This window comes from Microbacterium sp. C-MGS6 (assembly GCF_058140415.1).
On sequence record NZ_CM176934.1, the window covers coordinates 15,143 to 27,922 of the forward strand.

The window sequence follows — 12,780 nt, forward strand, 5'->3', positions numbered from 1 at the left end:
CTCCATGGACCTGCGCGTCGCCGCATACGGGGTCGTCACCGATGAGGGTGGGCGCCTCCTCCTGGCGCGATGGACCGAGGGCCGGCGGGTGGCCTGGACCCTTCCCGGCGGCGGGCTGGAGCCGGGCGAGGCGCCCGAGGATGCCGTGCGCCGGGAGATCCGCGAGGAGACGGGCTACACGGTGAGGGTCGGGTCGCTGCTCGGTATCCATTCCCGTGTCATCCCCGCCGGGCGGCGCGTGCAGAAGTCGTCGGATCCGCTGCACACCTTGCGCATCGTCTACCGGGCGGAGGTATCCGGCGGGAAGCTCCGTTGGGAGACGGAGGGCTCCACCGATCGCGCGGAATGGTTCCCGCTCCCCGCGGTCGCGGGTTTGCAGCGCGTTCGCCTGGTCGACATCGCGTTGCGGATGGCCGGCATCCTCTAGGAGTCGACCGTCAGCGTTCGTCGGGAACCGAGATGTCGGCGACGGTGGCGTCGTACGCGGCGATGAGGTCGTCGGCGTCGACGAAGAGGCTGTAGCCGTGCGTGCCGGCGCCCATCGCCACCCGCTGACCGACGATCGATGCGTCGGCGTAGACCGGCCAGTCGGTGGTGCTGCCGATCGGCACGATGGTCCCGCGCTCGTAGCCAGTCGCCGCGAGGGCCAGCTCGGGCTCCGGGAGGCGCAGCTTGTTGACGCCCACGAGGGCGCGCAGCTTGGGCCAGGAGATGGATCGTCCGCCGGGGACGAGAGCGAACAGATACGTGTCGTCCGAGCGTTTCACCACGAGGGTCTTCACGATGCCCGACGGCGGGATGCCGAGGATCTCGGCGGCCTCGACGAGGCTACGCGCCTGCGGCCGCTCGCGGATCTCGATGTCGAGTCCACGGGCGGCCGCAGCATCCCGCACCCGCGCGTGCGGGTCGGGAGTGGTCACGCGTCGGGAGCCGACAGCGGGTCGTCGGCCACCCACAGCTCATCGTCGGCCCGCAGCGCCTGCCAGGCGGCGTAGAGCACGCCGACCGCGGCTGCGGCACCCAGGACGATGGCGATGACGGATCCGAGACCAGGACCCTTCTTCTGCGAGACGGCCTTGCGCGCCTTGTACTCGACGCCGTGACGCTTGGCGTTCGCGACGTCCCAGGCGGTCAGTGCCGTACCCACGACACCGCCGACGATCGGGACGACCTTGTCGTCCACGACGTGCTTGCCGGCCTTCACCGAACGGTCGACGACCGGGGCGACGCGGCGGTTGTAGGTGTCCTGGACGACCGGGACGATCTGCTCGCGATTGAAGTTGCCGAGCTGGCGACCTGCCTCACGAGCGACGTCGGCAGCGTGGCCGACGAGCACCTGCTGGTCTTCCCACAGCTGGTTCGCGTCCTTCTGAAGACGACGAAGCTGCTTCTTCCGCTTGCGGCTGAGGCTCACGATGCTCTCCTGTCCATTGGAGTACGGGTTCCCCATCTTGCCACGAGAGGCTGGATGCGGCGAGGGAATCGCCCGCCCCTTGCATCATCGGCGCCGTGCCTGTACGCACCCGGCCCGCTCACCGGAAGCTCTGCGAGAATGAACGCATGGTTCACGCTTCCCACGTCGCAACTCTGCACACCAACCACGGTGACATCGTCATCAACCTCTTCGGCGACCACGCCCCGAAGACGGTCAAGAACTTCGTCGGCCTCGCCGACGGCTCCCAGGAGTGGACGCACCCCGCCACCGGCAAGCCGGGCGAGGGCCCCCTCTACAAGGACGTCGTCTTCCACCGCATCATCCCGAACTTCATGATCCAGGGCGGCGACCCGCTCGGTCAGGGCGTCGGCGGTCCGGGGTACAACTTCGACGACGAGATCAACAACGAGCTCAACTTCAACGAGCCCTACATCCTCGCGATGGCCAACGCGGGTCTTCGCCGCAACGCCATCACCGGCAAGGTCGAGGGCACGAACGGCTCGCAGTTCTTCATCACGACCGACCCGACGCCGTGGCTGCAGGGCAAGCACACGATCTTCGGCGAGGTCGCCGACGACGCGTCGCGCAAGGTCGTCGACGCGATCTCCGCCGTTCCGACCGCGGCGGGCGATCGCCCGATCGAGCCGGTCGTGCTGCAGTCGATCGACATCGTCGCCGCCTGACGACAGCGACGGCCGATCCGGATGACGACGCCCGAGTTCACGAACAACCGTGAGAACTTCTGCTACCGGCATCCGGATCGGCAGAGCTTCGTGCTCTGCCAGCGGTGCCTTCGGACGATCTGCCCGGAGTGCCAGACGCCTGCCCCGGTCGGCGTCATCTGCCCGGAGTGCATGAACGCGGAGCGCAAGAACCGCACCCCTGGGCAGAAGAAGGCCGCGCGTCGGTGGCGCGGCGGTGGGGCAGCCACCATGGGTGCCGTGCGCAGCGGCAAGCCCGTGGTCACGTACGCGCTGCTCGCGGTGACGTCGTTCATCGGCCTCGTGCAGCTCATCCCCGGGCTCAACGCCCCGATCATCCAGGCCCTCGGCTTCTACGCGCCGTTCCTGTACCCGAACCTCTCCCTCCTGCCGTTCGAGCCGTGGCGGTTGCTGACGGCGCTTTTCGTGCACGGCGGCTTCGTGCATCTCGCCCTGAACATGCTCGCGCTGTGGATGCTCGGACAGAATCTCGAACCGATGCTCGGTCGCGTCCGCTACCTCGCGCTGTATCTCATCAGCGGTCTCGGCGGTTCGGTCATGGTGGCCGTTCTCGCGCCGGAGACGTGGACGGTCGGCGCCTCGGGGGCGATCTTCGGACTCCTGGCGTCGCTCCTGATCATCGGACGGCACATCGGGGCGAACGTCACCGGCATCCTCGTCATCCTCGGCATCAACTTCGCCTTCGGATTCTTCGCGGGCGGCATCTCCTGGCAGGCGCACCTCGGCGGCGCGATCACGGGCGCTCTCGTGGCGCTGATCTACGTCCGCACGAAGCGCCGCGATCAGCGGACCTGGCAGATCGTGTCGCTCGCAGCCCTGGTGGTGCTGTTGATCGTCGTGGTCGCCGTGGTACCGCCGCTGATCCTTTTGGCCTGATCCCGAGTTGTTAACAGGGTTGTTAACCCCTGTGAATAACATCGGTGTAATTCTCCCCAGTGTGGGGATAACCTGTGGATAACTTCCGCTTCGCTCCACAGACGAAAACCCCCCGCCGAAGAGGCGAGGGGTTTTCCGTCGTTCTGCGCGGTCAGCGCCAGCGTGTCGTCATGAGGAATCCGATGAGGGCGATGCCCAGGCCGATGGCCAGATTCCAGTTGTCGAGCCCGGGGATGGGGAACTGCATGCCCGAGATGTAGAAGACGAGGATCCACGCGAGGCCGAGGAGCATGAAGCCGATCATCACCGGCTTGAACCAGACGGCGTTGGGAGCGGCGTCGCCTTCGGCGCGCTCGACGGCGGGTTCTTCGGTCTTGCGGTCACGTGCCATGCCGTCATTGTACCCGGGAGACCTCGGCGCCGACGAGCCGTCAGGGCGCGGATCGGCGATGCCCCAGCTCCTGCTGCACAGGTCGGACGGATATGATCACGCCCATGACTGCATCTGTCGCGCCTGGGGGGCGGCGCGAACGGCGGCAGCGACCACGGTCGCGAGCCACGTTCGCGAGCGTGCTCGGCGAACTGCTCCTGACCGCGGGCGTCGTCGTCCTCCTCTTCGTCGCCTGGCAGATGTGGATCGGCGACATCATCATCGCGGCCCAGAAGAACGAGGAAGGTGCCGCGATCTCGCAGCAGCTCGCCGCGGGGGAGGCACCGGAACTGCCGCCGCTGGTCGAGACGGACGACGGCGAGACCGTGTACGAGGCGCCCGTCCCCACGGCGCCGGCCGACGGGGAGTGGTTCGGTCAGATGCACATCCCCCGATTCGGGGCCGACTACAACTTCGGCATCTACGGGGGCACGAGTCGCGCGCGCACCCTCGACCAGAAGGGCATCGGCGTCTACACGCAGTCGAAGATGCCCGGAGAGGTGGGGAACTTCTCGCTCGCCGGCCACCGGACGACCTGGGGGAAGCCGTTCAACCAGCTCGACAAGCTGCACGTGGGCGACGCGATCGTGGTGGAGACGCCCGACGGCTGGTACACCTACCGGTTCCGCACCCTGGAGTATGTGAAGCCGACGCAGACCGACGTGCTCGCCGACGTGCCGCAGATGCCGGAGCAGCAGACCGGCGAGCAGTACATCACACTGACGGCGTGCTCGCCGCTGTACTCGCTCGCCGAGCGCATCGTCGCCTACGGGGTGTTCGAGAGCTTCCAGCCTCGGGCCGAGGGGCCTCCGTCCGCCCTCACCGACCCACCGCCCCCGCCGGCCGCGCCGTCCGTCTGACCCGCCACCAGGAGAGAGAAGACCCATGTACGCCGCACTCTGGCGCCTGCTGCCCGGCCCGTGGTGGCTGCGCGTCCTCATCCTGCTCGTGGTGATCGCCGCGGTGCTCTACGCGTTGTTCTGGTACGTGTTCCCGTGGGTCAGCCCGCTCATCGCGCCGGGCGAAGTCGACGTCGAATGACCAAGGTGCTCGTGGTCGACAACCACGACAGCTTCGTGCACACCCTCGTGGGCTACCTCCGGGAACTCGGCGCCGACACCACGCTGGTGGAGTCGGACGCGACCGACCCGGCCGGGATCGACGCGCTTCTCGGCGCGCATGACGCCCTCCTGCTCTCTCCGGGGCCGGGGGCGCCCGCCGATGCCGGCGTCTCGGTCGACGCGGCACGCATCGCGATGCGGCGGGGAGTGCCCACCCTCGGAGTATGTCTCGGGCACCAGGTCATCGGGGCCGCATTCGGCACGGCCGTCGGTTCCGCCCCCGAGGTGATGCACGGCATGGTCTCGGCCGTCCGGCATGACGGCTCCGAGCTGTTCGCGGGTCTGCCCTCACCCTTCGACGTCGGGCGCTACCACTCGCTCGCTCTCGCGGCGGGTGACCTTCCCGCCGACCTCATCGTGACCGCGACCGCCCCCGACGGCACCGTCATGGCGCTCGCGCACCGGACACTGCCGGTGCACGGGGTGCAGTTCCACCCGGAGAGCGTCCTCACCCCAGGGGGCTACCGGCTCCTCGCCAACTGGCTCCGGCTGTGCGGCGACGAGGAGGCCGTCACCCGCTCCGTCCGCCTCGACCCGCTCGCACGCTGAACCGCCGCGGAGTGTCGCGTCAGGATCCGGTGCAGTAGCGGAGTTCGACCGACGACCCGACGGGGACGTCGCCCGGCGCGACGGACATCGAGTGCACGGTCTCCGGGTCCGTCGCCGGGCACTCCGGCGCCTCGGTCGGCACCGGGGTGAGCCCCAGGTCCTCGAGCGCCTGCGTGGCCGAGTCCAGGGACCAGCCGACGACGTTGTTCAGGGTGACCTTCCCGCTGGCGACCTCGAGGTTCACGACGGTGCCGGGAGCGACCTCGGCATCCGCCTCCTCGCTCGCCGTCATGACGGTGTTGGCGGCGAGGCCCTTGTCGTTGCGCTGCGTCACGGTGCCGAGTTCGAGGCCGGCGGCCTTCAACGCCTTCGTCGCGGCATCGAGGGACATCCCCTCGAGCTTCGGCACGACCACTGTCTCTTCGCCGGAGGACACGTAGAGGGTGACGGTCGAACCCTGCTCCACGGAGACGCCGCCCTCGGGGTCGGTGCGGATCACGTTGCCCTCGGCGATCGACGGGCTCGACTCGATGACGATCTTGGAGGAGAGATCCAGCTCAGCGAGATCGTCCTGTGCGCGCTCGGAGGCGACGTTCGTCAGGTCGGGGACGACTCGCGAGGTGCTGGGCACGTCGGCGGGACGCATGCTGATGGTCCAGACCCAGAACAGCACCGAGGCCAGGAGCACCGCCAGCAGGGCGACTCCCGCCCAGATCCAGGCGACGGGCGGTCCCGACTGCGTGCGTGCCATCGTGGTGTCGGTGCTGAGCTGACGCAGCGACCGCGCCGTCTCCTGCGCCTGTCGGGGGCTCGGGCCGTAGAGCTCGCTGGTCAGCGCGCCGATCTGCTTGCGGGTGGGTGCGGCGCCCGTCACCGCGGCATCCAGAGCGGCGCGGAAGTGCGCGGCATCCGGGTACCGCTGGTACGGGTCCTTGGCGAGGGCACGCAGCACGATCGGGTCGAGGGCGGCGGGCGACTCCTCGTTGACCTCGGAGGGCGGGACCGGCGTCTCGCTGACGTGCTGGTAGGCCACGGCGACCGGCGACTCGCCACGGAACGGCTGTCGCCCCGTCAGCAGTTCGTAGAGCACGACCCCGGTGGAGTAGAGGTCGGCACGGGCGTCGACAGGTTCGCCCTTGGCCTGCTCGGGGGAGAAGTACGCGGCGGTGCCGATGATCTGAGTGGTCTCGGCCACCGTCGAGGACGAGTCGGACACCGCGCGCGCGATGCCGAAGTCCATGACCTTCACCTGGCCCTTGTCGGTGACCATGACGTTGCCGGGCTTGATGTCGCGGTGCACGACGCCCGCGCGATGCGAGTAGTCCAGCGCTTCGAGGATGCCGTCGACGTAGCGCACCGCGTCCTCGACGGGAACCGGACCGTCGGCGATGATCTTCTTGAGCAGGGTGCCCTTGACCAGCTCCATCACGATGTACGGCGGCTCGTCCGAGGAACTGTCGACCGTCGACGGATCACCGGCGTCGTACACACGGACGATCGACGGGTGCGACATGCGCGACGCCGACTGCGCCTCCAGGCGGAACCGCGTGCGGAAACTGGTGTCGCGGGCGAGATCGGGATCGAGGATCTTGATCGCGATCTCGCGGCCGAGGGTCAGGTCGTACCCGCGGTACACCTTCGCCATCCCGCCGTGTCCGATGAGCTCGTCGACGCGGTACCGGCCCGCGATGACTTGTGGCTCTGTGGACACGGATGACCCCCTGGAAACGACTGCGGCTGGACTGGATACTCAGGCTACCCTTGGGCGCCGTCGCCGCCGTCACCCTCGCCGTCCTCCGGTGCCACGATCGTGACGGAGAGCGGGGGAGAGGCGTTCGACGTGCGCTGGTCGCCACCGGAGCACAGGCCCTGATACGTCGCGATGAGCTGCTGTCCCACGGCGTCGCCGACGGTCACCTGAGCGTTGCGCTGCGTCGGCTGGAAGTTCGGGCCGCCGGAGGCGAAGGTGCCGTTCTGCAGCGAGACGACGTAGCCGGACAGCGTCGTGCCGCTGGGGCAGGTGAAACCGGTGCCCCAGGAGATCGTCACGGTGCTGCCCGCGACCGGGTCGCCGGTGATCGTCGGCTGGTCGGTCGGCGTCGGCAGCGGCGTGCGGCCGGCGTAGACCGTGAGCGCGATCGGGGTCGTCGTGGCGACGTTCCCCTCCGGCTGCACCCGGTAGACCTTGCCGACGTCGCCGTCGCTCGGGGCGGGGTCGCCCTCGCCGCAGGCGATGTCGGAGAACCCGGCCTCCTTGAGCGTCGCGGTCGCGGTGCCGCAGTCCATGCCGTTGAGACCGAGTGCGGTCACGTCGACCCGGGTCTCGTCGGGCGTGGGCTCCTGCGAGGGCGTCTGCGTCTGTGTCTGCGTGGGGGTGCGGCTCGCGGACCCGGTGGGGTCGGGGTCGGCATCCTTGCCCTGGTTGCCGAACAGCGCCCACAGCGTGCCGGCGACGACGATGAGCAGCAGGACCAGCAGCGCGATGAGCGGCCAGGTCCAGGCGCTCTTCTTCTTCTTTTTCTTCTCCTGCTCCTCCGCGGCGGCCTCGTCGGTGGGAAGCTGCGCGGTGGTGGGGAGGATGCGTGTCGTGCCGTCGTCACCGGTCGCGGTGAGCATGCGCGTGGCGTCGTCGTCGCCGGCGATGCCGCCCGTCGCGATGGCGGGCACGGCGATGGCCGCGGAGTTCAGGTCTCCGCGACGCAGGGCCTGGGCCGCACGAGCGACCGTGGCCGAGGAGGAGGGGCGATCCGCCGGCTTCTTGGCGATCATCGCCATGACCAGGTTCTGCACGGGGATCGGGACCGTCGGCGGCAGCGGCGGCGGCTGCTCGTTGATCTGCGCCATGGCGATCGCGACCTGCGACTCGCCCGTGAAGGGGCGCTTGCCGGCGAGGCACTCGTACGCGACGATGCCGAGCGAGTACGTGTCGGTCGCGGGGGAGGCAGGGTGACCCGACGCCTGCTCCGGCGACAGGTACTGCACCGTGCCCATGACCTGACCGGTCGCGGTGAGCGGTACCTGATCGGCGATCCGGGCGATGCCGAAGTCGGTGATCTTCACACGGCCGTCGGGCGTGATGAGGAGGTTCCCGGGCTTGATGTCGCGGTGCACGAGACCCGCGGCGTGCGCGGCCTGGAGGGCCGAAGCGGTCTGCGCGACGATGTCGAGCGTCTTGTCGGCACTCAGTGCGCCGTCCCGCTCCAGGATCGTCGACAGGGCCTCACCCGGCACGAGCTCCATGACGAGGTAGGCGCTGCCGTTCTCCTCGCCGTAATCGAACACGCTGGCGATGCCCTCGTGGTTGACGAGCGCAGCATGACGCGCTTCCGCGCGGAACCGCTCGAGGAACCCGGGGTCCCCCATGTACTCGTCCTTGAGGATCTTGATGGCGACGGTGCGTCCGATGACGTGATCCGTCGCCTCCCACACCTCGCCCATGCCGCCGATCGCAATCCGCGACTGCAGCTCGTAGCGACCACCGAACGACACACCCTGCGTCGGCCTCATCTGCCCAGCACCGCCTCTATGACCTTCTTCGCAATCGGAGCGGCGATGGTGTCCCCGCTTCCTGATTGACCCTGTCCGCCGCCGTTCTCGACGACGACCGCTACCGCGACCGCGGGGTCGTCCGCGGGGGCGAACCCCGTGAACCACAGCGTGTGCGGCCTGTTTCCGTTCTCCGCCGTTCCGGTCTTACCGGCCACGTCGACCCCGTCTATTCTTGCACCCTGCGCCGCGCCGTTTGAGACGCTCGCGACCATGGCGGAGGTCACCTCGTCGGCGACGTCCGGCTCCATCGCGCGACCGAACTCGGTGCTGTCGAACGACCGGATCACCGAGAGGTCGTTGCCGATCACGGCGTCGACCATCTGCGGGTTCATGACGACGCCGTCGTTGGCGATGCCCGCGGAGACCATGGCGATCTGCAATGGCGTCGCGGTCACCTGCCCCTGCCCGAATCCGGTGAGGGCGGTCTGCGCGTCGTCGAGCCCCTGGGGGTAGCTCGAGGGCGTCGAGGTGAGCGGGATGTCGAAGCTGCGGTTGAACCCGAACTTCTCCGCCATCTCCCGGATCGTGTCATCGCCGAGCTCGACCGCGAGCTCGGCCATGGGGATGTTGCAGCTGAGACGGATCGCCTCGGCGATCGTGACCGTCGCGCCGGAGCCGCAGGTGCCGCCCCACGCGTTGGAGACGCGACTGTTCGAGCCCGGCAGCGTGTACGAGGCGGGGTTGGGGAGGGTCGACTCCGGCGTCCACTCTCCGCTGGCGTAGGCGGCCGCCGCCACGACGATCTTGAAGGTCGACCCCGGGGGATTGAGGTCGCCGGCGATCGCCCGGTTCGACAGTGGTTTGCCGGGGTCGGCCACGAGCTGGTCGTAGGTCGCGTTGGCGGCGTTCGCGTCGTGGGTCGCCATGCTGTTCGTGTCGAAGCCGGGGGTGGACGCCAGCGCGAGGATGCGTCCGGTCTTCGGGTCCATCGCCACGACGGCGCCCTGCAGGCCGTCCAGTGCCTCGGTGGCGGCGCGCTGCGCAGCCGTGTTCAACGACAGCTCGACGCTGAACCCGCGCTGGGGCTGACCGGAGAGGATCCGCTCGATCTCCGCGAAGAACGCGTTCGAGCCCGTGCCCGAGAGATCGGCGTTCATCGCCTCCTCGATGCCGGTGCTGGAGCCGAGCGCGGGGTTGAAGTAGCCGGTGACGGGCTCCCACATCTCGGCGTCGGTGTAGACGCGCTGGAACCGGTACGTGTCGTCGCTGGGGACCGAGTTGGCGATCGCGGTGCCGTCGACGATGATCGCGCCGCGCTGGATCTCGTAGCTGTCCAGCCGGGTGCGCTTGTTGTGCGGGTTCTGCGACAGCCCGTCGGTCTCGACGACCTGGATCCAGCTCGTCGCGGCGAACAGCGCGATGAACATGAACAGCATGACGATGCTGAGTCTGCGGAGTTCTCGTGTCATGTCAGCCGATCACCACCCGGGGCTGACGGCGGACGCCGTCGGAGATGCGGAGGAGGAGTGCCACGATGAGCCAGTTCGCGACGAGCGACGAGCCACCGGCGGCGAGGAACGGGGTGGTCAGACCGGTCAGCGGGATGACCCGGGTGACACCGCCGACCATGATGAACACCTGCAGCGCGATGGTGAACGACAGGCCCGTGGCGAGCAGCTTGCCGAAATCGTCCTGACCGGCGAGACCGATGCGGACGCCGCGGCTGACGAACACCATGTAAAGGCAGAGGATCGCGAAGAGCCCGATGAGGCCGAGCTCCTCGCCCAGGCTCGTGATGATGTAGTCGCTGTGCGCGAGCGGCGTGATCTCCGGGCGGCCCTGCCCCCAGCCGGTGCCGATGAGGCCGCCGCGGGCGAGCCCGAACAAGCCCTGCATGGGCTGGTATCCGGCGCCGTCGGGGTCGACCTTCGAGGAGTCGAACAGGAAGAGCCAGTTGACGAAGCGGCCCTGCACGTAGCTGAGGATCTGGGAGGCGACGGCGACGCCGGCGACCACGAGGCCGAGACCGATGAGCACCCAGCTCGTCTTGCCTGTCGCGACGTAGAGCATGGCAACGAACATGCCGAAGATGAGCGTTCCGGTACCGAGGTCGCGCTGGACGACGATGATGCCGAGCGAGACGAGCCAGACGACGAGCACGGGTCCGAGCTCGCGCATGCGCGGCCAGGTGATCCCGAGCACTCGCTTGCCCACGGACGTGAGGCTCTCCCGCGTGCGTACCAGGTAGCCGGCGAAGAAGATCGCGAGACAGATCTTGGCGAGCTCTCCGGGCTGGAAGGCGAACATGCCGCCGAGCGACACCCACACCTGTGCGTTCGCGTCGGGGATCCGCAGACCGGGGACGAACGGCAGGAGCAGGAGGAGGATTCCGGCGAGTCCGAAGATGTAGGTGTATCGGAACAGGATCCGGTAGTTGCGCAGCAGGATGACCACCGTGATCGCCCCGGCCAGGGAGATGGCGGTCCAGGCGAGCTGTTTGGTCGAGTAGGCGTTCCACCCGGTGTTCGCGAAGGCGATGTCGATCCGGTAGATCATCGCGACGCCGAGTCCGGTGAGCAGCGTCGCGATGGGGACGACGAAGGGATCGGCGTCGGCGGCGACGAAGCGGAGCACGATGTGCAGCGCGAACGCCAGAGCTGCCAGGCCGCCGCCGATCGCCAGGATCATCGGGTCGATGGTGCCGAGGGCGCCGAGCTGGACGAGGGTGAGGGCGGCGCCGCTGATCGCACAGGCGAAGAGGAGCAGCCAGAACTCGCGGTTGCGCTGCGTCTGCGGCATGCGCAGCCGGCGCAGCGCCTTGATGACCGTGGTGTCGGCCTGGACGTCGGTGCTCACCCGGCACCTCCCGACGGTGTGGCGCTCGGGGAGGGGAGCGGTGTGGGCAGCGGGGTCTGCTCGATGATGTTCGCCTCGGCGCCCGTGCGGAGACGGTCGACGATGGCCATCGCGTCGGAGAGCGAGCGTGCGCTGATCGTGCGCTCGACCGAGGCCCGCTGATACGGGGGCAGGTCGGCGAGGAGGATCTCGGTGTCCTCCACCGGCGTCGACAGCGTGATCGGACCGATGTTCTGCTGCACACCTTGGAAGATCACGACACTGTCCTCATCGGCGCCGATGAAGTAGCGCGTCTGCGTCCAGCTGTAGGCGGCGAACGCGGCGAAGCCCAGCATCGCGAGGACGACGAGGGTGCCGGCGATCCAGCCCAGCCGGCGGCGCTTGGCGCGACGGCGGTCCTCCTCGATCAGCTCCTCGAGGTACTCGGGCGCCGGCTCGAAGTGGCTCGGCTCGTTCGCGGCCTGGCGGACCGGATGCAGCCAGTTGCTCCGCGGGGCCCGCACCGGCGGCACGTAGACACCCGACGGGTTCGATGCCGCGCCGACGATCGTGGCGGTGCCGGAGTGGACGGGATGCTGACCGCCGACGTCGACGATGACGATCGTGACGTTGTCGGGGGCGCCGCCGTCGAGGGCCTGCTTGAGGAGGTTGTCCGCCGTGCGGCCGGGGGCGAGCCCGAGCTGCATGGCCTTGAGGATGCGGGCCTCGTCCACGACACCGGAGAGGCCGTCGGAGCAGAGCAGCCAGCGGTCGCCGGGCTGCGCGTGCATGACGAACATGTCCAGCTCGGGGTCGGCGTCCATGTCGCTGAGCACGCGCATGAGCACGGAGCGCCGCGGGTGGTACCTGGCCTCTTCCGGCGTGATGCGGCCGGAGTCGACCAGGCGCTGCACGAAGGTGTGGTCGGCCGTGATCTGCGTCAGCGCGTCGTCGCGGTAGAGGTAGATGCGGGAGTCGCCGATGTGACCGATGACGGCATACTCGTCCACCATGATGATGGCGCTGAGCGTGGTGCCGAGCCCGGCGAGCTCCGGACGATCCTTGGCGGCGCGGATGAGGTCGCCCGCGGCGGTCGTGGCGGCGGCCTGGAGGGCGGCCTGCGCATCCTCCGTGGAGGAGTACGGCTGGTCCAGCGGCTCCATGCGCTGGATGGCGATGCTGGAGGCGACGTCGCCGCCCGCGTGTCCGCCCATGCCGTCGGCGACGACGAACAGGTTCGCCCCGGAGTACCCGGAGTCCTGGTTGTTGGAGCGGACCTTCCCGGTGTGGGAGATCGCGGCGCTCGAGCCTTCGAAGACCATG

14 protein-coding genes are annotated in these 12,780 nt (G+C 68.9%); 6 read left to right on the forward strand and 8 right to left on the reverse strand.

What is annotated here, in order from left to right; genetic code table 11:
- Positions 1-4 precede the first annotated feature (4 nt).
- The gene (locus AC3B5L_RS00075) at positions 5-427 is read left to right on the forward strand and encodes an NUDIX hydrolase (protein ID WP_187662798.1); all 423 of its coding nucleotides are present in this window, start codon (positions 5-7) and stop codon (positions 425-427) included.
- 10 nt (positions 428-437) lie between these two features.
- Here the strand turns inward: AC3B5L_RS00075 and AC3B5L_RS00080 are convergent, their stop codons facing one another.
- The gene (locus tag AC3B5L_RS00080; protein ID WP_232089133.1) at positions 438-920 is read right to left on the reverse strand and encodes an aminoacyl-tRNA deacylase; all 483 of its coding nucleotides are present in this window, start codon (positions 918-920) and stop codon (positions 438-440) included.
- The gene (locus AC3B5L_RS00085) at positions 917-1,414 is read right to left on the reverse strand and encodes a hypothetical protein (protein WP_025102885.1); all 498 of its coding nucleotides are present in this window, start codon (positions 1,412-1,414) and stop codon (positions 917-919) included. The genes AC3B5L_RS00080 and AC3B5L_RS00085 overlap by 4 nt, the downstream gene beginning before the upstream one ends.
- Before the next feature lie 146 nt (positions 1,415-1,560).
- Here AC3B5L_RS00085 and AC3B5L_RS00090 point away from each other — a divergent pair, with 146 nt between their 5' ends.
- Both AC3B5L_RS00090 and AC3B5L_RS00095 read left to right on the forward strand, forming a co-directional pair.
- Positions 1,561-2,118, forward strand: coding sequence for a peptidylprolyl isomerase (locus tag AC3B5L_RS00090; RefSeq protein ID WP_187662799.1), 558 nt, complete (start codon positions 1,561-1,563; stop codon positions 2,116-2,118).
- A gap of 21 nt (positions 2,119-2,139) precedes the next feature.
- Complete coding sequence (locus AC3B5L_RS00095; RefSeq protein WP_490096009.1) at positions 2,140-3,033, forward strand: rhomboid family intramembrane serine protease; 894 nt, start codon at positions 2,140-2,142, stop codon at positions 3,031-3,033.
- Positions 3,034-3,184: 151 nt separating this feature from the next.
- Here AC3B5L_RS00095 and AC3B5L_RS00100 read toward each other — a convergent pair whose 3' ends face one another.
- Positions 3,185-3,424, reverse strand: a complete 240-nt coding sequence (locus AC3B5L_RS00100; RefSeq protein WP_025102888.1) for a cell division protein CrgA — start codon at positions 3,422-3,424, stop codon at positions 3,185-3,187.
- Between the two features lie 104 nt (positions 3,425-3,528).
- On the opposite strand from AC3B5L_RS00100, the gene AC3B5L_RS00105 reads away from it, so the two are divergent.
- Genes AC3B5L_RS00105 through AC3B5L_RS00115 form a run of 3 tightly spaced genes read left to right on the forward strand, consistent with a single transcriptional unit; the run spans position 3,529 to position 5,133 of the window.
- The gene (locus tag AC3B5L_RS00105; RefSeq protein ID WP_187662801.1) at positions 3,529-4,323 is read left to right on the forward strand and encodes a class E sortase; all 795 of its coding nucleotides are present in this window, start codon (positions 3,529-3,531) and stop codon (positions 4,321-4,323) included.
- Between the two features lie 25 nt (positions 4,324-4,348).
- Positions 4,349-4,504 (forward strand): DUF4175 domain-containing protein, encoded by a 156-nt coding sequence (locus AC3B5L_RS00110; RefSeq protein WP_136051341.1) that lies wholly within the window; start codon positions 4,349-4,351, stop codon positions 4,502-4,504.
- The gene (locus AC3B5L_RS00115) at positions 4,501-5,133 is read left to right on the forward strand and encodes an anthranilate synthase component II (RefSeq protein ID WP_490096010.1); all 633 of its coding nucleotides are present in this window, start codon (positions 4,501-4,503) and stop codon (positions 5,131-5,133) included. Before AC3B5L_RS00110 ends, AC3B5L_RS00115 begins: the two co-directional genes overlap by 4 nt.
- A 19-nt stretch (positions 5,134-5,152) precedes the next feature.
- Here the strand turns inward: AC3B5L_RS00115 and pknB are convergent, their stop codons facing one another.
- Genes pknB through AC3B5L_RS00140 form a run of 5 tightly spaced genes read right to left on the reverse strand, consistent with a single transcriptional unit; the run spans position 5,153 to position 12,779 of the window.
- On the reverse strand, positions 5,153-6,844 hold the full coding sequence (gene pknB / locus AC3B5L_RS00120) for a Stk1 family PASTA domain-containing Ser/Thr kinase (RefSeq protein ID WP_187662803.1): 1,692 nt from the start codon (positions 6,842-6,844) through the stop codon (positions 5,153-5,155).
- Positions 6,845-6,888: 44 nt separating this feature from the next.
- The gene (locus AC3B5L_RS00125; protein ID WP_232089135.1) at positions 6,889-8,640 is read right to left on the reverse strand and encodes a serine/threonine-protein kinase; all 1,752 of its coding nucleotides are present in this window, start codon (positions 8,638-8,640) and stop codon (positions 6,889-6,891) included.
- Positions 8,637-10,091: a peptidoglycan D,D-transpeptidase FtsI family protein gene (locus AC3B5L_RS00130; RefSeq protein WP_268777826.1), complete on the reverse strand. Its 1,455-nt coding sequence runs from the start codon at positions 10,089-10,091 to the stop codon at positions 8,637-8,639. Before AC3B5L_RS00130 ends, AC3B5L_RS00125 begins: the two co-directional genes overlap by 4 nt.
- Position 10,092: 1 nt before the next feature.
- Positions 10,093-11,478: an FtsW/RodA/SpoVE family cell cycle protein gene (locus tag AC3B5L_RS00135; RefSeq protein WP_187662805.1), complete on the reverse strand. Its 1,386-nt coding sequence runs from the start codon at positions 11,476-11,478 to the stop codon at positions 10,093-10,095.
- Positions 11,475-12,779 (reverse strand): PP2C family protein-serine/threonine phosphatase, encoded by a 1,305-nt coding sequence (locus AC3B5L_RS00140; protein ID WP_060922719.1) that lies wholly within the window; start codon positions 12,777-12,779, stop codon positions 11,475-11,477. The genes AC3B5L_RS00135 and AC3B5L_RS00140 overlap by 4 nt, the downstream gene beginning before the upstream one ends.
- Position 12,780 lies beyond the last annotated feature (1 nt).

Bases quoted from the DNA above. Each gene is read 5' to 3' on its own strand.
- AC3B5L_RS00115 (WP_490096010.1), top strand. From the start codon at position 4,501: ATGACCAAGGTGCTCGTGGTCGACAACCACGACAGCTTCGTGCACACC.
- AC3B5L_RS00110 (WP_136051341.1), top strand. From the start codon at position 4,349: ATGTACGCCGCACTCTGGCGCCTGCTGCCCGGCCCGTGGTGGCTGCGC.
- AC3B5L_RS00090 (WP_187662799.1), top strand. From the start codon at position 1,561: ATGGTTCACGCTTCCCACGTCGCAACTCTGCACACCAACCACGGTGAC.
- AC3B5L_RS00140 (WP_060922719.1), bottom strand. From the start codon at position 12,779: ATGGTCTTCGAAGGCTCGAGCGCCGCGATCTCCCACACCGGGAAGGTC.
- AC3B5L_RS00130 (WP_268777826.1), bottom strand. From the start codon at position 10,091: ATGACACGAGAACTCCGCAGACTCAGCATCGTCATGCTGTTCATGTTC.
- AC3B5L_RS00105 (WP_187662801.1), top strand. From the start codon at position 3,529: ATGACTGCATCTGTCGCGCCTGGGGGGCGGCGCGAACGGCGGCAGCGA.
- AC3B5L_RS00125 (WP_232089135.1), bottom strand. From the start codon at position 8,640: ATGAGGCCGACGCAGGGTGTGTCGTTCGGTGGTCGCTACGAGCTGCAG.
- AC3B5L_RS00075 (WP_187662798.1), top strand. From the start codon at position 5: ATGGACCTGCGCGTCGCCGCATACGGGGTCGTCACCGATGAGGGTGGG.
- AC3B5L_RS00100 (WP_025102888.1), bottom strand. From the start codon at position 3,424: ATGGCACGTGACCGCAAGACCGAAGAACCCGCCGTCGAGCGCGCCGAA.
- AC3B5L_RS00095 (WP_490096009.1), top strand. From the start codon at position 2,140: ATGACGACGCCCGAGTTCACGAACAACCGTGAGAACTTCTGCTACCGG.